The organism is Xanthomonas dyei, from assembly GCF_002939865.1.
Classification (GTDB): domain Bacteria; phylum Pseudomonadota; class Gammaproteobacteria; order Xanthomonadales; family Xanthomonadaceae; genus Xanthomonas; species Xanthomonas dyei.
In genome coordinates, this window is sequence record NZ_MDEE01000012.1 from 103,082 (window position 1) to 122,925 (window position 19,844).

General features: G+C 65.3%; 15 protein-coding genes. 9 read left to right on the forward strand and 6 right to left on the reverse strand.

The window, feature by feature from the left end; all coding sequences use genetic code 11:
* Positions 1–163 precede the first annotated feature (163 nt).
* Both XdyCFBP7245_RS10335 and XdyCFBP7245_RS10340 read right to left on the reverse strand, forming a co-directional pair.
* Positions 164–772 (reverse strand): DedA family protein, encoded by a 609-nt coding sequence (locus XdyCFBP7245_RS10335; RefSeq protein ID WP_104615576.1) that lies wholly within the window; start codon positions 770–772, stop codon positions 164–166.
* Between the two features lie 6 nt (positions 773–778).
* The gene (locus XdyCFBP7245_RS10340; RefSeq protein ID WP_244907798.1) at positions 779–1,342 is read right to left on the reverse strand and encodes a class I SAM-dependent methyltransferase; all 564 of its coding nucleotides are present in this window, start codon (positions 1,340–1,342) and stop codon (positions 779–781) included.
* Between the two features lie 428 nt (positions 1,343–1,770).
* On the opposite strand from XdyCFBP7245_RS10340, the gene XdyCFBP7245_RS10345 reads away from it, so the two are divergent.
* From XdyCFBP7245_RS10345 to XdyCFBP7245_RS10355, 3 genes are all read left to right on the forward strand, one after another.
* Positions 1,771–3,156, forward strand: a complete 1,386-nt coding sequence (locus tag XdyCFBP7245_RS10345) for an efflux transporter outer membrane subunit (protein ID WP_104615578.1) — start codon at positions 1,771–1,773, stop codon at positions 3,154–3,156.
* Positions 3,153–4,343 (forward strand): efflux RND transporter periplasmic adaptor subunit, encoded by a 1,191-nt coding sequence (locus tag XdyCFBP7245_RS10350; protein ID WP_211287672.1) that lies wholly within the window; start codon positions 3,153–3,155, stop codon positions 4,341–4,343. The genes XdyCFBP7245_RS10345 and XdyCFBP7245_RS10350 overlap by 4 nt, the downstream gene beginning before the upstream one ends.
* A 70-nt stretch (positions 4,344–4,413) precedes the next feature.
* On the forward strand, positions 4,414–6,363 hold the full coding sequence (locus tag XdyCFBP7245_RS10355) for a MacB family efflux pump subunit (RefSeq protein ID WP_170068602.1): 1,950 nt from the start codon (positions 4,414–4,416) through the stop codon (positions 6,361–6,363).
* A 75-nt stretch (positions 6,364–6,438) separates the two neighbouring features.
* On the opposite strand, the gene XdyCFBP7245_RS10360 is transcribed toward XdyCFBP7245_RS10355, so the two are convergent.
* On the reverse strand, positions 6,439–7,803 hold the full coding sequence (locus XdyCFBP7245_RS10360; protein WP_104615580.1) for a sensor histidine kinase: 1,365 nt from the start codon (positions 7,801–7,803) through the stop codon (positions 6,439–6,441).
* Positions 7,800–8,474 (reverse strand): response regulator transcription factor, encoded by a 675-nt coding sequence (locus XdyCFBP7245_RS10365; protein WP_104615581.1) that lies wholly within the window; start codon positions 8,472–8,474, stop codon positions 7,800–7,802. Before XdyCFBP7245_RS10365 ends, XdyCFBP7245_RS10360 begins: the two co-directional genes overlap by 4 nt.
* Positions 8,475–8,863: 389 nt before the next feature.
* Between XdyCFBP7245_RS10365 and XdyCFBP7245_RS10370 the strand changes: the two genes are divergently transcribed.
* The 4 genes from XdyCFBP7245_RS10370 to XdyCFBP7245_RS10385 all read left to right on the forward strand — a co-directional run bounded on the left by XdyCFBP7245_RS10370 (position 8,864) and on the right by XdyCFBP7245_RS10385 (position 15,676).
* The gene (locus XdyCFBP7245_RS10370; RefSeq protein ID WP_104615582.1) at positions 8,864–9,529 is read left to right on the forward strand and encodes a response regulator transcription factor; all 666 of its coding nucleotides are present in this window, start codon (positions 8,864–8,866) and stop codon (positions 9,527–9,529) included.
* Positions 9,526–10,917 (forward strand): ATP-binding protein, encoded by a 1,392-nt coding sequence (locus XdyCFBP7245_RS10375; protein ID WP_104615583.1) that lies wholly within the window; start codon positions 9,526–9,528, stop codon positions 10,915–10,917. The genes XdyCFBP7245_RS10370 and XdyCFBP7245_RS10375 overlap by 4 nt, the downstream gene beginning before the upstream one ends.
* A gap of 464 nt (positions 10,918–11,381) precedes the next feature.
* Complete coding sequence (locus XdyCFBP7245_RS10380) at positions 11,382–12,587, forward strand: efflux RND transporter periplasmic adaptor subunit (protein ID WP_211287673.1); 1,206 nt, start codon at positions 11,382–11,384, stop codon at positions 12,585–12,587.
* A complete protein-coding gene (locus XdyCFBP7245_RS10385) occupies positions 12,584–15,676 on the forward strand; it encodes an efflux RND transporter permease subunit (protein ID WP_104615585.1) in 3,093 nt (1,030 codons plus the stop codon). The genes XdyCFBP7245_RS10380 and XdyCFBP7245_RS10385 overlap by 4 nt, the downstream gene beginning before the upstream one ends.
* A 147-nt stretch (positions 15,677–15,823) precedes the next feature.
* On the opposite strand, the gene XdyCFBP7245_RS10390 is transcribed toward XdyCFBP7245_RS10385, so the two are convergent.
* Entirely contained in the window at positions 15,824–16,168 is a 345-nt protein-coding gene (locus XdyCFBP7245_RS10390) for a hypothetical protein (protein ID WP_104615586.1), read from the reverse strand.
* 369 nt (positions 16,169–16,537) lie between these two features.
* Here XdyCFBP7245_RS10390 and XdyCFBP7245_RS10395 point away from each other — a divergent pair, with 369 nt between their 5' ends.
* Positions 16,538–17,419, forward strand: coding sequence for a pirin family protein (locus tag XdyCFBP7245_RS10395; RefSeq protein WP_104615587.1), 882 nt, complete (start codon positions 16,538–16,540; stop codon positions 17,417–17,419).
* Between the two features lie 248 nt (positions 17,420–17,667).
* Positions 17,668–18,282, forward strand: a complete 615-nt coding sequence (locus XdyCFBP7245_RS10400) for an FMN-dependent NADH-azoreductase (RefSeq protein ID WP_104615588.1) — start codon at positions 17,668–17,670, stop codon at positions 18,280–18,282.
* Positions 18,283–18,330: 48 nt separating this feature from the next.
* Here the strand turns inward: XdyCFBP7245_RS10400 and XdyCFBP7245_RS10405 are convergent, their stop codons facing one another.
* A complete protein-coding gene (locus tag XdyCFBP7245_RS10405) occupies positions 18,331–19,224 on the reverse strand; it encodes a LysR family transcriptional regulator (RefSeq protein ID WP_104615589.1) in 894 nt (297 codons plus the stop codon).
* Positions 19,225–19,844 lie beyond the last annotated feature (620 nt).

Here is a 19,844-nt window from a genome sequence, read left to right on the forward strand (position 1 = left end):
ATTGCAATGCGCTTTGCCCATCCACGTCAGTGCTCGTGAGCGCTGTGCAGCGCTCAATCGCACCCTAAGTACGCATGGCCATCAATGTCGGAGCATGCAAGGACACCGCGCGCAACCAGCGAAGCGGTTCGATGTCATCACCGCGGCGGAACACGCCAGCCGACTAGACGTTCAACGATTTGGCACGCGATTTCTTGCGTATCGAAAAGAACACCACACATTCCAATGCGACCAGCGCTGCGGCGATGACCATGCCGGTGATCAGCGGATCATGTCCGGTTCCGCGCAGGCAGAAGCCGACCAACAGAAAGCACAGGTTGTAGCCTGCAATTCCAAGCGCTGCGGCGAGCAGGAAGGTCCAGAAGCGCACCCGGATCACGCCTGCCGGCAAGGCGAGATAGATCCGTGCCACCGGGATCGCCTGACCGGCCAGCGTGACCCGGAAATCGTTGCGTCGGTACGACAGCGCAAGGCGGTCGTAGGTAGCGATGCGCAGAAACACGAAACGGCCGTAGTTGCGTACCAGGGCGCGCACGTGATCGTTACCGAGCGCACGGCCGATTTCATACCAGCTGACCGTCGCCAGTACCGATCCGGCCACGCTGATAGCCCACACCGCCAGCAGCGCCGGCACGCTCTCGGCGGTCATTCCGACAACCATCAGCATCAGATAGGAGGGGATCACCGGGATGAATTTTTCGAGGTAGGACATCGCCAGCACGCCTGGCAGGCCGAAGCTCAGCACTAGCGTCAATACGTCGTTGGTCTGCATGGTGGCCTAGCCTGTGTACGCGCGGCGCTGCAGACGATAGGTCGTCGCTGGCGGGACGTTCCAATACGTGCGCCCGATCTTGACGGCCTCCAGATCGAGCGCATCGAGAATGTGCGCTGGCACCGAGCATTTGAAGCCGTAGGTAAACAGATACATGCGTCCGCCCGGCTTGAGATGCAGGAAGGCGCCACGCACGATGGCGGCCACCTGATGTGCGGGCATGTTCAAGAAGCCAAGGCCGCATACCACTGCATCGACGCAGGCTCCATCGAAGCGGGGTACCGATTCAAGATCGGTGACATCCATCTGCAGCACTGACGCGTGCGGGAAGCGCTGCGTGAGCAGCGATGCAAACCTCTGGTTATATTCGAGCAGAATGAGATTCTTTTCGCGCACGCCCTTGTCGATCATCGCCCGGGTAAACGCGCCGGTACCCGGACCAAGTTCCAGGACACGCCCGGTACGCTCCGAGAGTTCGGAGGTGATGATGGAGGACAGTGCACGTCCGGAAGGAAGGATTGCCGCAACGGAACAGGGGGCCGTGATCCATTCGCGAAGAAACGAAGCCATATACGAACGTGCCATCTATCCTCACAGCGTTGAAAGAGTTAGGCCAATCTGCGAAACGCAACAGTCATCCGATCGATGGACGACACGCAGTCGGCATCACAAGGCTAGGGCATCAATCTGTCCGCAGTCTGTCGTTGATGCCGAACCGTGATTGAAAGTTCAGCCACGCATCAGCATCGACTACAGCTCGGCAGCGATGCATCGTCGCAACCTTGCGCGGTAACGAACACCTCGCGCGACCGACGATGGCTGCCGTTGGCTGAATGCACTGGGTAACGGTGGACTAAACACGGCAGCAGACAGGCTATCGACAGAGAGCGCTGCCAGCATGCGCGGCAACCGACTCCTGCCTGTGCTGTCGCACTGCCGCCTCGATACGCGCCACATGCGATGCACATTACCGCTGCATAACGACGTTTGAGAACACGATGAGACTTTCAGCCAACATCGCCTATGCGATGGCGTTGCTGGCGCTGGGTGGCTGCGCCAACCTGGCGCCGCAGTACGTGCGGCCGCCGCCACGGATCCCGCAACAGCAAGCGACCTTCGAACATGACTTTGCGATCAAAACGCCGAGCGAGGTGTTCGCCAACCCACGCCTGCGCGATACCGTCGCGCTTGCACTTGAGCGCAATCAGGACCTGGCGCTTGCGATGCTCAATGTGCAGCGCGCCAGGGCGAGCTACCGGTTGCGTGACGCCGAGACGCTGCCGACAGTGACACTGGACGGTAACGGCGTCGATGCCAGTCGTCAGCAAGGTCAACTTTCGGTATCGCTCGGGTTTGCCAGCTATGAGCTGGACTTCTTTGGACGCGTGAAAAATCTCAAGGAAGTGGCCTTGCAGGATGTTCTTCAGAGCGATGAGAATCGACGCACTGCCTCGCTCAGCCTGATCGCCGAAGTGGCGACTGCATGGCTGAGACTGGATGCAGATCAGCAACGCTTTGCGTTGGTGAACAAGACCGCGGGTAATCTGCAACGGGTGTACGAGTTGACGCTGGCCCGTTATAACCAGGATGCGATCAGCGGGCTGGAGTTGGCGCAGGCGGACACCGCGTTGGCGCAGATCGGCACCGAGCAGGCTGGCCTGGAAGCGCAGCTGCAGCAAGATCGCAATGCGCTGACCTTGCTGGTCGGTGCCGAGGTACCCGAGACGCTGTTGCCCGACGCCGACGCGCGTGGTCATGCAGCACTGTCGCTCAACGGTCCGTTGCCGGCAGGGGTTCCGTCGTCACTGCTGCTGCGTCGCCCCGATGTCATGGCCGCAGAGCATGCGCTGATCGGCGCCAATGCCGATATCGGGGTTGCGCGCGCACGATTCTTCCCCCGCATTGCCCTGACCGGCAGCTACGGCAACACCAGCACGGCGTTGTCTACGCTGCTTGGCGGAGGTGGCTGGAACATCGCCGCCTCCGCAGCGGTGCCACTGTTCGATCACGGCGCCAACCGCGCCAACCTGAAGGTGACCGAGCTCGATACCCAAATCGCCCAGGCGCAGTATCAGAAGACGCTGCAGATCGCGTTCCGCGATATGGCCGATGCGTTGGCCATCGGGGGGAGCATCGCTGCGCGACTGCAGGCGCAGACGCAACTGATCGACGCCGCAAGCAGGCAGGTGCGCATTGCCGCCGCCAGATACGAGCGCGGGCAGACCGGATTGGTCGACCTGCTGAATGCCGAGCGTGCGTTGTATGTGGCGCAGCAGGCCTTGCTGGACACCACCCTGTTACGCGACAGCAACCTGGTGACCGCCTATCGCGTGCTGGGTGGCGAATGGATGCAGGCACCCACGCGGGGAGGCAGCGCGCCATGAGCCGCTCCATGCTGTGGTTGCAGCACCTCGGGCGCTACCGTTGGTGGTCGATTGTGGTGCTGTCGCTGTTCGTCGGCTGGCTGGTGAAGGCGCAGTTGTTTCCTGCACCGGTTGCACCGCAGGTGGCCAGCTCGGCGGTGGTGCTGGGGGATATCGAAGAGACCGTGCTGGCGACCGGCAGGATCAACGCCTCGCAGTTGGTGAGCGTTGGCGCGCAGGTCACCGGCCAGGTAGTGGCCCTGCACGTCAAACTTGGAGACTCGGTCAAGAAAGGGCAGCCGATCGCCGAGATCGACGCGTTGCCGCAGCAGAACGCGCTGCGCACTGCACAGGCGCAAGTGCGCAGCGCCGACGCCAGGTTGACGGCACGGTTGGCGAGCTTGCGCCAGGCCACCCTGGCGGACCGTCGCCAGCGCGCATTGATGGCAGAGGATGCGGTAGCCAGGGTCGATGCCGAGGCGGCAGAAGCCACGCTGGCGACGGTGCGCGCAGACATCCAGGCATTACGCGCGGAGCGGGAGCAAGCCACGATCGCGGCAAGCACCGCCGAGCTCAATCTGAGCTACACACGCGTGGTGGCGCCAATGGATGGCGAAGTGGTGGCCATCGTCACCGAGCAGGGACAAACGGTGAATGCCAACCAGAGCGCACCGACCATCATCAAGCTCGCCCGTCTGGACACCATGACCGTCAAGGCGCAGATCTCCGAAGCCGATGTCACCCGGGTATCGGCCGGGATGGGCGTCTATTTCACTTTGCTGGGCGAGCCCGACACCCGCTATCGCGCGGTGCTGTCTGCATTGGAGCCGGGTCCGACCACGATCGCCAGCGATGCCTCCGGCGTCGTGGCGGGCCAGGCGACGAGTGCCGCGTCCAATGCGGTGTACTTCAATGGCATCTTCGATGTGCCCAATCCGCATCGCACCCTGCGCATCGATATGACCGCGCAGACCACGATCGTGTTGGCACGCGCACGCGGTGCACGCCTCATCCCGAGTGGCGCGCTGGGCGAGCGCACCGCCGATGGAAGCTATGTGGTCCACGTGCTGACCGCCGATGGCGGGCGGCAGATGCGCCGCATCCGTGTGGGGCTCAATAACCGCATCAACGCACAGGTGATCGCAGGCCTTGAGCTGGGCGAGAGGGTGATCACCAGCGATCTCGATCTGCCTGCGCAGACGCCTTGATGCGTCGTCGCGTTGTCACGGGCAGGCGCTCATGCACCGCCTGCCCACATCCATCATTGGAGCCTGCGTCATGTCCGCACTGTTGCAAGTGAGCGCGCTTTGCAAAGAGTTTCCGTCTGCCGACGGCAGCGTTGCGATCCTGCGCGATGTCACGCTGCGCATCCACGCCGGGGAAATGGTCGCCATCATGGGGCCATCGGGCTCGGGTAAATCCACCTTGATGAACATCCTGGGCTGCCTGGATCGCCCGACGCACGGGAGCTACCAGGTCGCCGGGCAGGACATTGGTCAACTGGATCCGGACAGCCTGGCGCGTCTGCGGCGTGCCCACTTCGGCTTCATTTTTCAGCGCTATCAGCTGCTGGGGGAGCTGGATGCGATCGGCAATGTCGAAATCCCTGCGATCTACAACGGGACCGCGGCCAGTGCGCGCCGCGCGCGCGCGCAGGCCTTGCTGGAGCGTTTGGGTCTGGGCACACGGCTGCACCGCCGGCCGGGGCAGCTGTCTGGCGGGCAGCAACAACGCGTGTCGATCGCCCGCGCGCTGATGAATGGCGGCGAGGTCATTCTGGCCGACGAGCCGACCGGCGCACTGGATCAAGCCAGCGGCAAGGAGGTCATGACGGTACTGCAGGAGCTGCACGCGGCAGGTCACACCATCATCCTGGTCACGCACGACCCCGAGGTGGCGGCGCATGCGCAACGCATCATCGAGATCCGCGACGGCCAGATCGTGGCCGACCGCCAGCTGCGTCCGGCGACCCCTCGCACCGCGCTCAAGGACACCGTGGTCGCCGATAGGGCGGGGCGCCTGGCAGACCTGCTGGGGCGCTTTGCCGAAGCCGGCCAGATGGCGCTGCGTTCGATGTTCAACCATCGCCTGCGGACCTTGTTGACCATGCTGGGCATCATCATCGGCATCTCGTCGGTGGTGTCGGTGGTTGCGCTCGGCGAAGGGTCGCGGCGGTCGATCCTGTCCGACATCGATGCGCTGGGCACCAATACGATCGAAGTGATGCCGGGGGCGAGCATCGGCGATCGTACGGCCGATACGGTGCGTACGCTCAGTGCCGACGATGCGGTCGCCATCGCCGGGCTGGAGTACGTGGACAGCGCCACGCCCTCGATCTCCACCAGCGCCGGCCTGCGCTATGGGCGCCACGACGTCGCCGCCAGCATCACCGGGGTGGGCGATCAGTTTTTCCGGGTGCGTGGTTACACGTTCGCGCAGGGGCGCGGGTTCGACGCGCATGCGATCCAGGCCAGGGCGCCGGAGGCGGTCATCGACCAGGCCACCCAACGTGCGCTGTTTCCGGGCAGCGCATCGGCGCTGGGCAAGGTGATTCTGGTGGGAGCGGTACCGCTGCGGGTCGTTGGCGTCACTGCCAGGCCAATCTCGGGGTTTGCCGGCGACACCTCGCTCAACGTGTGGCTGCCCTACACCACGGTGATGGCGCGCGTCTCCGGCGATGCGCGCGTGCGCAGCCTGACGGTGCGTGTCTCGACCCAGGTGCCAAGCGCGGTGGCTGAGCGTGGTATCGACACACTGCTGCTGCAACGGCATGGGCGCCGGGATTTCTTTCTGTCCAATTCCGACAGCGTGCGCAAGACCGTCGAACAGACCACCCGCACCATCACGTTGCTGATTTCCTCCATCGCGCTGATCTCGTTGCTGGTCGGCGGCATCGGGGTGATGAACATCATGTTGGTGTCGGTGACCGAGCGGATTCAGGAGATCGGCGTGCGGATGGCGGTGGGTGCGCGTCAGTCCGACATTCTGCGCCAGTTCCTGATCGAAGCGACGCTGGTCTGTCTGGTCGGCGGCACCCTGGGCGTGGCGCTGGCACTGGGTGCAGGCGTCCTCGTCGCTTGGGTGAGCCCGAGTTTCGGAATGGTGTTCTCGCAGTGGTCGATCATCGGCGCGTTCACCGTGTCCACAGCGATCGGCGTGGTGTTCGGTTTTCTGCCGGCGCGGCGTGCGGCACGCTTGGATCCGATCAAGGCGCTGGCACGCAGCTGATGCACGCTGCGGTGAGGTGGATGAACAAGCCCCGCTGCGGTCATCTCCAGGCAAGACCGCGCAGGGATGCCGGCATTACACCGGCGCAGGAAACACCAGCCGGAAGCAGGCACCCGCTGCGCTGTCCGGGACCAGCAACACGCTGCCGCCATGGTGCCGCATGATGGTTTGCACCAGGTCCAGTCCCAGGCCGGCGCCACGGCCGTCCTTGCTGTCACGATGAAACGCCTCGAAGATGCGTTCGCGCTCGGAATCCTTGACCCCGCATCCTTCGTCGGCGACATCCACCGCGCCTGTTGCCGAGACCCGGATCGTGATCGTTCCCTGACGCCCGCCATAGCTGATCGCATTCTGGATCAGGTTGGTGAGTGCGCGCTCGATGGACACTTCATCGCCATCGACGGGCACCACCGCAGCATCGGTCTCGAACGCCACTTGGTAGCCTGCGGCGAATGCCAACGGCGCCAGATCGAGTACCACGCGTTCGGCGATCGTGGCCAGATTCAGACGCGAAAACACGATGGTGTCGGAGTCGAGCCGCTGGATATCCAGCAGCTGCCCGGTCAGTGCGCCGAGGCGGACGGCATCTTCCATCAGCCGCGTCCGCAAGGGGCTGGCCGGAAGCGCGGACAGGCGCGTGGTCAGAATCGCCACGGGGGTGCGCAGTTCGTGCGCGGCATCGGCGATGAACCGCTTGTGCTTGGCCAACGCAGTGTCCAGGCGCGCCAGGGCGTCGTTGATGGCCTGCACGAAGGGCGCCACTTCGGCTGGTACCTGGTCAAGGCCCAGGCGCATGCCGGTGCGATGAAAATCGATCGATCTGGCCTCTTGCGCCGCCTTGTCCAGCCCCTTGAGGCCGCGCTTCACCGCAAGCGGCATCACCAGCATGGTGGACACCGAGACCAGCGCAATGATCAACAGGGTTTGCCACAGCACCGGCAAGGCCAGCCGCAGCAGTTCCCACGTGCTCACCGGTCCGCGTGCCCAGAATGCGATCTGCACCTGCCCGGCATCCGACTCTACCCAGGCCACGCTTGCGCGCGTGTCGGTGGTGCTGGCACCGCCCACATCGAAGCTTGCGGACTCCACCAACGGCAGTGCGGACAGCGCCGGCTGGATGCCCGCTGGCGGCGTTCCCTCCGTAAGGCGCTGCCCGTGTTTGTCGGTGACGATGAACCACAACGTGGTCGACTTGGCACGCAGCTCGGACATGTCTGCGCTCGGGCGCATGTACAGCCGACCCGCGCGGTCGTGCGCGACCGACCGCGTGAGCGTTTCCAGGGTCTGCAACTCGTAGGTCAGGTTGCCGTTGGGAAACTCCATCGTGGCCTGGATGACCAGGACGAAGATGACGACTCCGGCCAGCGCGATCATGGCGGTCTGCGCGGCGGCCAGGCCACGCACCAGACGCCATCGCAACGACGGCGGCTTGTAGGTCATGCGCTTACACTCAACATGTAGCCGACGCCGCGCACCACATTGATCGCAAGCGCGCTACCCGCATCGGACAGCTTGCGGCGCAACCGCGAGACGTGGGTGTCCAGCGCATTCGGTTGCACGTCGTCGTCCATCGAAAACACCGCCTGCATCAGCGTGCCGCGCGCCACCATGCGTCCGACGCGCTTGAGTAACGCTTCAAGCACCAGCAACTCCCTGCGTTTGAGATCCAGCGCCTCGCCGCCGATGCTGGCGGTGCGATTGATGAAGTCGTAGGACAGGTTGCCGGCAGTGACAATATCGGTCTGCAAATGCGCCGGCCGGCGGACCAGTGCGCGCAGCCGGGCCATCAGTTCTTCCACCGCGAAGGGCTTGGCAAGGTAATCGTCTGCGCCGATGTCCAGGCCGACCACGCGTTCGGACAACTCGGCCAGCGCGGTGAGCACCAGCACGGGGGTGACATTGCCCTGCTCGCGCAGGGTCTTGAGAAACCGCAAGCCATCGCCGTCGGGCAATTGCCGATCGAGAATCATCACGTCGAACGCACCCAGTGCGGCCGCGCTGGCCGCCGCTGCCAAGGTCGGGGCGTGATCCACGATCATGTTGTACGTTGCCAGGACGTCGCGGATGGCAGACGCCATCTCGGGCTCGTCCTCGATCAAAAGCACCTTCATGGTTTCGCTCCTGCCCCGGTGGATCGGTCCTTCTACACCCGCGACCTGTCGTGAACATGTCCCGGCATGCGACGCCCCAGCCTACCGCAGGACTTGGCACCTGCAGCGAGCGGGGGGCATGGCGGACTGGAGCGCAAGGCGGTGCAGCCGATCGACCGCAGTGGCGGGTTGCGGCCGGCGTTTTCGCCTACCTGCCTGCCTGCATATGTCCGCTTTCCTGGCGCAAGCGTGTCGGTTGTCGACTGACTGCGACAGGCACAGTGCCAGGACGCAACTGCCCAGCCCGCGCGCGACACTGGCGGACCCGGCCGCCATCGCGGACCGCTTAATGCAGAATTAAACTCACTCCAGCATGCTGTGGCCCCCTAGTGCCTACCGACCAGCACCGAATGAAGCTGCTCCTTGTCGAAGACGACGCCATGTTGGGCGACACCATCTGCGATGGCGCACAGCAGGGCGGGTGGGAGGTGGACCATGTCGTGGATGCCGCTGCGGCGCAGGTGGCGCTGATCGATCATCCCTATGCGGCAGTGCTGCTGGACCTGGGGCTTCCCGGCGAGTCGGGGCTGTCGGTGCTGCGCGGCATGCGCGCCCGGTGCGACCCCACTCCGGTGTTGATCCTGACCGCACGCGGGCAGCTGAGTGAGCGCATCGTCGGTCTGGACGCCGGTGCCGACGATTATCTGGTCAAGCCGTTCCAGTTCGACGAGTTGTGGGCGCGCGTGCGGTCGGTCATTCGGCGCAGCCAGGGCAGCGTGGTGCCGATCTTCAGCTTCGGCGACGTGAAGGTGGACCGGAGCCGCCGCACGGTGAGCAGGGCCGGTGTCGATGTGGTGTTGAGCGCACACGAATACCGCACGCTGCTGGCGTTGATCGAACGCCCCGGCCATGTGCTGACCCGCGACCGTCTGCAGGACCTGGTGTACGGGCCGACCAGCGAGCTGGAGAGCAATACCATTGCGGTGTTCATCCATCAGTTGCGGCGCAAGCTGGGCGAGGACCTGATCAGAACCGTGCACGGCCTGGGTTACGTGGTGGGGCAGCCGACCGGATGAGACCCCAATCCATCACTGCGCAGCTGTTCATGGTGATCGTCAGCGTCATTGCCTTGTGCTGGGTCGCGGTCATCGCGCTGGTGCTCACGCTGCTCTCGCTCAATCTGAAGAGTACGTGGGACGAAAAGCTCGAAGCCATCGCCACGCAGATGCTGATCACCATTCCGGCCAAGAGCAGGTTCGACCAGAGGGCCGGTCCGGGCCTGCAATTGCCGGACACCTTCACCGGTGCGCGCGAACAGTTGGTGTTCCAGGTCTGGATCGACCGCACAACGATGGTGGCACGCACGCCTGGCGCGCCCGATTCGGCGCTGCAGCCATCGTTTACCGATGGGGCGGCCACCACCCTCATCCAGGGCGAACACTGGCGGGTGTACTCGGTCACCGACAGAACCGGCCGTGTCAGCGTGCAGGTCGGCAACCCGCAGAGCGTGGTGGATGCGGACCTGCGCCACGAAGCGTTGCATGCGCTCGCCTTGGCCACCTTTCTGGTGGTGGTGGCGGGCGTGGTGATGTGGTGCGTGGTGCGTCATTCGCTGCAGCCGGTCAGAGCGCTGGGCAAGGCATTGCGGCGGCGCAAGCACCTGGACCTCACCCCGTTGCCGTTGTCCAGACTCCCGCGCGAAATACATGCGCTGGTGGCGTCGTTCAATCATGTGCTGGAACGGCTGGATGCGGCGATCGAAGGCGAACGCCGGTTTATCGGCGACGCCGCGCATGAACTGCGCACGCCGCTGTCGGCACTGCAAGCGCAGGCCGAAATCGCGCTGGGCGCGCAAGATCCGCAAAGCAAGAATCAGGCGCTGTTGAAGCTGCTGCAAGTGGCCAAGCGCAGCACGCGCTTGTCCGAGCAATTACTGGATCTGGCGCGGTTGAACGCGGGACGCAGCGCATCGATGCATCAACCGACCGAACTCAGTGTGCTGGTGCATCACGTGGCACAGGAATTCGGGGTGCATGCGACGCAGAACGGGCGCGCGCTGTATCTGGACATCCATAGCTGTGTCGTTGCGTGCAACGTGGACGAGATCGGCATCTTGCTCCGCAATCTGGTTGATAACGCGATGCGCTATACGTCAGAGGGCGGCAATATCCTGATCAGCTGCGGCTATGTTGCCGATGCGACGAGTGAAGACGGCGCAGATGCCGTCGGCGATGTCTATCTGCAGGTCGCCGACGATGGACCCGGTGTCCCCGAGTCGGAGCGCGAGGCGATCTTCGTCCGCTTCCACCGCGTGGCCGGCACCCCCGTCCGCGGCAGTGGCATCGGGCTGTCGTTGGTCGCCGGTATCGCGGATCTGCACCAGGCCCGTATCGAGACCGGACCTGGCCTGAGCGGGCGCGGGTTCAGTGTGCGCATCGTCTTTCCAGGCCGCGCCGAGGGCTGAGCAGGTGCCTTTGGTCTGTGGCATGCATTGAGTGCAGGGCCTTGATGCGCGTGATCGAGGCGCGGGTCGTGCATTTCGCTGCGGCGGCCGTGGTGTAGGCGATGGGAGCTTGCACGTCATCAACCTAGTGCAGCACGGCGCGACTGCGCTGGCGGCTGAGGCTGAACGCTTCGCCCAGCCGCCCCGGTGCGCTTAAAGAATTCTTCAACGCACTAAAAGTTCTTTAACGGCCGTTTGAAAGGATGCCACCCAGCCACGCTTCGCTGGCGCTTGAGATCCGCTGGTCGCCTACGTTGCAGTGCCGACCTTGCCAACGCCAACGCCTTGGCAGCCGGGCTGACGCCAGAGGTGGCGTCAGCCCGGCTGCCCTTCAGCGCAATGCCGCGGTGCGGTCACGCATCCAGGCGTCCGACGGGAGTCCGGCGTTTTGATGTCCCCCCTTCGCCTCAGATCGCGTAACGACCATGACCCCAACCGACACAACGTCCAGCGCGCGCTCCACCGCTGCGGCATCCAAACGCGGACGGCGACGCGTCGCAATGCCGCTGCTGTGGTGTCTGCTGGCCAGCGGCGCCATCGCCTCTGGCTGGTGGTGGTCCACGCGCGCGCAGCCGCTTAACCAAGCGCTTCCGATCACCGCGTTGTCGGTCACGGCGATCACGCCACGCCAGGTGGAGTGGCCAAGCACGCTGTCGGCGACCGGGATCGTGGCGCCCTGGCAGGAGGCGGTGATCAGTGCGCAAAGCAACGGGCTACGGCTGGTGACGCTCAACGTGGCGGTCGGCGATGTGGTGACGCGCGGGCAGCTGCTGGCGCGTTTCGATACCGCAACCCTGCTTGCGGCACGCGCAGAACTGCGTGCGGAGCTGGCCAAGGCGCAGGCGGCTGCACACCAGGCCGATACCAATCGCATACGTGCCGTGCGCGTGCAGGCGGCCGGGGCGATGAGCGACCAGGAAGTGCAGCGCTACGTGACCGAAGCGGTGACCGCCACCACCCAGATCGCGGTGGCGCAGGCGCAGCTGGATGCCAACCGGCTGCAGCTGCAGCAAGCCGATATCACCGCCCCCGACGACGGGTTGATCAGCGCGCAGAGCGCCACGCTGGGCGCGGTGGCCAGCAGCGGCCAGGAACTGTTTCGGCTGGTGCGGCAGGGGCGCCTGGAATGGCGTGGAGAGTTCACACCCGAGCAGATCGCGCGGATCGCCGTAGGCCAGGACGTCCGGCTGCGGTTGCCCGACGGCAGTGCCGCCGTGGCACGCGTGCGCCAGATCGCGCCGCTGCTGGATGCGCGCTCCCGGCTTGGCGTGGTATATGCGGATATCCAGCCCGACCGCCTGCTGCGTGGCGGGATGTACGTCGACGGCGCGGTGGCGTTGCCGCCCAGCCGCGCGCTGGTGGTGCCGGCGTCGAGTGTGGTGGTGCGCGATGGCCGCAGTCTGGTGTTCCGTATCGTCGGCAGCGGCGCCGCGTCCAGGGTGCGCGCGCAAGCGGTGACGGTAGGGCGGCGGCTCGGCACCGACGTCGAATTGCTGCAGCCGTGGGCCAGCGGCGAGCGCATCGTGGCGCAGGGCGCCGGGTTGCTTGCCGATGGCGACACGGTGTTGGTCAAGACCACGCCGGCCGGCCCGCTGGTCGGCATGCAACTGATTCCACGTGCGCCACGATGAACCTCGCTACCTGGTCGCTGCGCAATCCCATTCCTGCGGTGTTACTGTTCTTCCTGCTGACGCTGGCGGGCGTGTACGGCTTTCGCAATCTCTCCATCCAGGCGCTGCCGGATATGGACCTGCCCACCGTCACCGTCGCGCTGACGCAGCCGGGGGCGGCACCGGCGCAGCTGGAAACCGAGGTGGCGCGCAAGGTGGAAGACTCCATCGCCACCGTCAGCGGCCTACGCCATCTGCGCACCACCATCAGCGATGGACAGGTGCAGATCGTGGCCGAATTCCACCTGGAAAAATCGCTGTCCGATGCCTTGATCGAAACCAAGGATGCGGTTGATCGGGTGCGTTCGTCGCTGCCGCCGGAACTGCTGCAGCCTGCCATCAGTGCGGTGACCGAAACCGGCACGCCGATCCTGACCTATGCGGTGACATCGACAACGCTGGATGAGACCGCGTTGTCCTGGTATGTCGACGACAGCATGAGCAAGGCGCTGCTGAAGGTGCCTGGCGTGGGCCGCGTGCAACGCCTGGGCGGCGTGCAGCGCGAGATCCGGGTGGAGGTGGATCCGGTGCAGATGACCGCACTGGGGGTGACCACGTCGGATGTGTCGCGCGCGCTGCAACAGACCCAGCAGGATTCCTCCGGCGGACGCGTGCAACTGGGCGGCGCCGAGCAATCGGTACGCACGCTGGCCGGTGTGCAGCAGGCCGCGCAATTGCCTGGCATGTCGATTGCGCTCGCCACCGGCGGCAGCGTGCGCCTGGAGCAGATCGCGCGGGTGCGCGACGGCATCGCCGACCGTCGGCAGGCCGCGCTGCTCGACGGTAAGCCGGTGATCGGACTCAGCCTGTATCGCACCAAGGGCTTCGACGAGACCAAAATCGCCGAAGGCGTTGCGCAGGCGCTGCAGCAGTTGCAACACAGCGACCCCTCGCTGCGCGTCACTCCGGTCTCCGGCAGCGTGGCCTATACCCTGGAGCAATTCGAAGGCTCGATGTCGATGCTGTACGAGGGCGCGCTGCTGGCGGTGCTGGTGGTGTGGCTGTTCCTGCGCGACTGGCGCGCGACCCTGATCGCCGCATCGGCGCTGCCGTTGTCCATCCTGCCGGCATTCGCGGTGATGTGGTGGCTGGACTACTCGCTCAATACGCTGACCTTGCTGGCCCTGGCAGTGGTGGTCGGCATCCTGGTCGACGACGCCATTGTCGAGATCGAAAACATCGAACGCCATCGGCGGATGGGCAAATCCGCGTTTCAGGCCACCGCCGATGCGGTCAACGAAATCGCCCTGGTGGTCATGGCCACCACCGCCACCCTGGTGGTGGTGTTTGTGCCGACCACGTTGATGGGCGGCATCCCGGGATTGTTCTTCAAACAGTTCGGGTGGACTGCGGTGATTGCGGTGGTTGCCTCGTTGATGGTGGCGCGGCTGATCACCCCGATCATGGCGGCCACCTTTCTTGGCGCGCGGCACAGCGATCCATCCGCGCCGGCGACCGGCGCGGTGACCGCCCGCTATCTGCAGATGGTGCAGTGGAGCCTGCGGCATCGCGCGGCGACGTTGGGCGCCGCCGGCGTGTTCCTGCTGCTGTCGCTGGCGTTGTTGCCGTTGCTGTCCAAAGGCCTGGTGCCGCCCAGCGACCGCGGCTTCATCACCGTTAGCGTCGAGCTGGGGCCGGAAAGCGACATCGCGCAGACCCGCCAGGTCACCGAGCGGGTGCGTGCGGCGGTGGGCCGCATCGACGGCGTCGGCGCGGTGTTCACCAGCATCGGCGGCACTGCGGGCGGGCGCGATGCGCAGGTGGCCGAGGTGCGCAAGGCCGAGATGACCCTGGTGTTGTCGCCGCGCAAGACGCGTGCGGCGCAGGCGCAGATCGAGCGCGCGGTGCGGCGGGTGGTGGTCAACATCACCGGCGCACGCGTCACCGTGAGCGGCGGTGGGCCGGGCGAACACCTGTCGATGATTCTGACCAGCGAATCGGAAGATGCCCTCAATGCCACCGTTGCTGCGTTCGCAAGCCAATTGCGCTCGGCCGGCCTGTCGGGTGTGCGTACCACCGCAGGCCTGCAACGCCCGGAGCTGGTGGCGCGGCCGATCCAGCGCCAGACCGCCCGCTATGGGGTGAGCAGCGCCGATATCGGCCAGACCCTGCGCACCGCGACCAGCGGCGATTTCGAACCGCAACTTGCCAAGCTCAATCTGGACAACCGGCAGATCAATATCCGCGTGCAGGTTCCCGACCGGGTCAGTGCCGATCTGGAGGCGTTGTCCAACCTGCGCGTGCAATCGCGCGATGGGCTGGTGCCGTTGTCCAGCGTGGCGGTGTTGGCGATGGAGAGCGGGCCGACCGAGATCAATCGCTACGATCGCCAACGCTACGTCACGGTGAGCGCCGACCTGGGCGACATGCCGTTGAGCAAGGCGATGGCCTTGGCCACCACGCGCCCCGCCATCCAGCACCTGCCTGCGAACGTGTCGCTGATCCAGTCCGGCGATGCCGAAGTGGCGGCGGAATTGTCGTCCGGATTGCTGCTGGCGATCGCGATCGCCACCTTGTGCATGCTGTGCGTGCTGATCCTGCTGTTCAACGATTTCTTCCAACCGTTGACGATCCTGTCGGCCATTCCGCTATCGCTCGGCGGCGCCTTCATTGCGCTGTTGTTTTGCGGCAGTGAGCTCGATGTGCCGTCGATGATCGGCCTGGTGATGCTGATGGGCATCGTCACCAAGAACTCGATTCTGTTGGTGGAGTACGCGGTGATCGCGATCCGCGATGGCGCCGCGTCGGTCGACGCCGCGTTGGTGGATGCGTGCCACAAACGCGCGCGCCCGATCGTGATGACCACCGTGGCCATGATCGCCGGCATGCTGCCGATTGCGTTGGGTTTCGGTGCCGATGCCAGTTTCCGCCAGCCGATGGCCATCGCGGTGATCGGGGGATTGATCAGTTCGACCCTGCTGTGCCTGGTGGTGGTGCCTGCTGTTTTCAGCTGCATCCACGATGGCCAAACCTGGCTGCATCGGCGTTGGCGCGGCGCGTTTGGGCGGGCGGATGACGATCCGGGCGGCCAAGCGCGTGCGGCGGACTAAGCGCGGTAAACAAGACGTGACAGCGACGCACCACTGGCTGCCGTCACCTTGCAGTTCAAAGCCACCCCAGGTGCGCTATGCAGTTCAAACGGCGAAGCGCGGCGGCCGCGATCGCACGCAAGCGCTTCGCAGCCACGCGCCTTGCCGTCAGCCGCAATACACCGCGGTGATGTTGTTGGTCGGGCCGGTTTCGATGCTCAGCTGATCGCCGCCGCTTTCGCTGGCGCCCTGCGCCGGGTCGGCCAGGCCGCTGGCGGTGGTGCCGCCGGTAGCGCGTTCGCCGCGCCGCACGCTGACCTGCAGGCTGTCGCTATCGACGCGTGCACGCTCCACCGTCTGCGCCGCCGCGGCCAGACCCACGATGCCGCGGACCTTTTCGATATGGCACTGGCCGGAGATTGCGCCATCGATGGGTTGCACCTGCGCCACCTGGTTGGAGGCACAGGCCGAGAGCAACAGGACGGCAGCGAGCGGGGCAAGGGTGCGGATCATCGGAGATCTCCAGCGGAAGAATGGCGCAAGCGTGAAGAATCCGTTGTTGGCATGGCATGAAGGCCGCCCGCTGGGGCGCGGCGCCCGCACCGCAAGGCTGTGCGCGCGTGGACTGGTGGGTGGGCGACGCGCATCTGGATCACCGAGCGAACCCACCCAGGCAACGCGACCGCCCTAATCGGGCATGCAGCGCAAGCGGTGCGGCGACCGCCGGTGCGTTCGCACGTCGCGAGGAGACCTGACGTGGGCTGGATTACTTCGATTTTTGGACGACTCCACTCCCAATCTTCCGGCTAGTCGATCAATAGGCGCATCTCTACGCTTTGCATCACCGGAGCAGCTGGCTCCACCACCGCAAAGAGATCTGTCATGAACGCACAACTGGCCACCGCCTACGCCGATCAGCCGCAGCGCGAGACAAGCATGCAGGCGCCGCCGCGCCCGGTGGTGTTTCGCACCCGCGGCAGCACCCGCGGCCCGATCACCCGGTTGATGAGCCCGGGCGATCTGGGCCAGCTGGTCAAGCCGTTCGTGTTCCTGGACCTGTTCACCGTCAAGCCGTCCGTGGGAGAAGCACCGATGGGCATGCATCCGCATTCGGGCATTGCCACGCTCACCTACCTGATGGAGGGCGAGGTCGGCTACGAGGACAGCACCGGCAAGCAGGGCACGCTGCCTACCGGCGGTGTGGAATGGATGCGTGCCGGCAATGGCGTGTGGCACGACGGTGTGCTGGTCGGCCAGTCCTCGGCCAAGGGCTTCCAGCTTTGGGTCGCATTGCCCGCAGCCGAAGAGAACGCCCCGGCGCAAAGCCTGTATCTGTCGCCGGCCGATGTGCCGGTGGCCGGGCCGGTGCGTGTGCTGCTGGGTCGCTACGGCGCGTTGGAAAGCAAGATTCCGGCGCCGGCCGACATGACCTACCTGAGCGTGCAACTGCAGGACGGGGAGCGCTGGCGTTACGTGCCGCCGGCCGGCCACAGCGTGGCCTGGATCGCGGTGCACACCGGCCAACTTGAAGCGGCCGAGAGCATCGGCAGCGGCGAGATGGCGGTGTTCAAGGATGCCGAGCAGGCCATCGATGTGGTGGCGGTCGGTGCGACCAGCTTTGTGCTGGGCTCGGCGGTCAAGCACCCGCACGACCTGGTCATGGGCCACTACTCGGTGCATACCAGCACCGCCGCACTGGCGCAGGGCGAGGCGGAGATCCGCCGCATCGGCGCGCAATTGCGCGCCAAAGGCCGCCTGGCCTGAGTCGCGCGCATGCCGGGCAGCCGAGACATGGCTGCCCGGCACCTGCGGCGTCAAACACGCAGCGCTTGCCAGGCAACACAGCGCACTGCCGATCGTGCTGAAGGCAACGCGCCTTCAAACCCGCACGCCCGAGTCATGGCGTCAGGTCTTCAACGATGGCCTGCACCGCCCAACCGTCGATGCGCGCACACCCCCGCCATGCATCGCCGACCCATTACACCGCCACCTATCCAGCAAAGGCATTACCAATGAAACTGCTTCATCTCGATTCCAGCATCCTCGGCGACCATTCGGCGAGCCGTCAGCTCAGCGCACGCATCGTTGCCAAGCTGCAACAGCGCAACGGCGATGTCACCGTTACCCATCGCGATCTGGCCGCCAACCCGATCGCGCATCTGTCCGGCGCGCACCTGGCTGCGCAGCAGAATCCCACGGCCGATCAGACGCCGGAACTGGCCGCCGACCTGGCCAATGGTGCGGCGGTGCTGCAGGAATTTCTGGATGCCGACACCGTGGTGATCGGGGTGGCGCTGTACAACTTCACCGTGCCGACCCAGCTCAAGGCCTGGATCGATCGCGTGCTGGTGGCCGGCAAGACCTTCCGCTATACGTCCCAAGGTGTGCTCGAAGGGCTGGCCGGCGACAAGCGGGTGGTCCTGGCGGTGGCGCGCGGTGGGTTCTATGCCGCCGGCTCGCCGCTGGCGTCGCTGGAGCATGCCGAAACCTATATGCGCACCGCGCTGGGCTTCGTCGGCCTGCATCATCCGGAGGTCATCGTTGCCGAAGGTCTGGCCACCGGCAAGGAGGGACGTGAAGCGGGTCTTGCCGTTGCCCATCAGCAGATCGATGGGCTGGCTGCCTGACCCGGCGTGACGCCGCGAGCGGCGTTACCACTGCCACTGCCCAGGCGCCTATAGCGCATTCAACCGCACGGTCACGGCCTGGATAAACGCCGAGACCGCACGCGGCAGATGCCGTCGGCTTGGGTAAAGCGCGTGCACGCCCTGCCCTGTGCGTTGGAAATCGGGCAGCACCACGCTCAGGCGTCCCTGTTCGATATCCGGGCGCGCGAGTGCCTGCGGCAGTAGCGCGATGCCGAGCCCAGCCACGGCGGCCAGGCGCAAGGCACGCGCCGTGGTGGCAGCAAAACGCGCCTGCACCTGCATCTGTTGGGCAAGCCCGGACGGCCCGATCAGCGTCCAGCTCATCTGCCCGCTTGGGTGCGGGAAGCCGATGCAGTCGTGCTGGCGCACGTCGTCCAACTGCAGCGGCCTGCCGCGCGCCTGCAGATAGGCTGGGCTGGCGACCAGCAGGTCGCTGTTGTCGGCCAGGATCTGGCGGCCGACATACCCCAGGTCCGGCAATATGCCGCCACGGAAGGCCACATCGATGCGTTCGGCGATCAGATCGGCCTTGGCATCGCTGAGTACGAATTCCAGGCGCACGCGCGGGTGCGCTGCGAGAAATTCGCCGACCCATTCGACGCGGAAAAGATCCAGAAAATCCGCGGGTGCCGCCACGCGCACCAGCCCGGCGGCTTCGTCGCCGTCGGCTGCCAGGCTCTGTCCGGCAGCAGTCAGCCCGTCTACCGCATCGGCGCAACGTTCGAAGAAGGCTTGCCCGGCGTCGGTCAAAGTCAGTTTGCGGGTGGAGCGCTGCATCAGGCGCGTGTCCAGCTGCGCTTCCAACTGCTGCACGCGCCGGCTCACGCTATTGGGGGCGGTGCCGAGCCGGCGCGCGGCTTCGGCAAAGCTGCCGCTGCGCACCACCTGCACGTACAGCGCGATGTCATTGAGATCGATCACCAGCAGCCTTGGCGCATGTAAACGCGGAGTCTAAGCGTGGTGCCTGCTCGCAGTCGATCATGGCGGCGTACGGCACTGCATGCGGCGGATCAGATGCACTGCCAGCAAAGCGCGTCATGCCTTGTTGCCCGCGCTCGGTTGATTGAGATTTTGACGCTGCGTCTAACGAAGCTAAGTTGCAAAATCTTGCTTGCTCAGATGTGGTGGAACGGTGTGGTAAGGCATGCGTAGAGCATTGGTGCTGCGTGCTTGCTGCGGGGCCGTTGCCCGCCCACCATCGCGGGATACGCTGCAAGTACGTCCTTGTCAGCTCTTACGCGGCATCCATGCCGCGTCAGGTCCCGCGACGGTGGGCGGCCAAGGACCATGCAGATGGTCGGTGTGCACGGTAGGAGCAGTGTTTGATGCGCGTTGTCGGATCATGACGCGCCGGCGCAACGTTTGATGTGCAACGCGCTACAAGCAGCTTTCACGCGCCCGCCGACCAACGTTCTGGTGCGGTGTCCTCGCCGCTTGCGGGACCGTGTGGCGGCATGGATGCCGCCACCGAGCCTTATCTGTTCGGAATCTGGCAGTTTAGGTGTCGAGAGCCGGCGTGGGCTGCCGTCAGAGCCTGGATC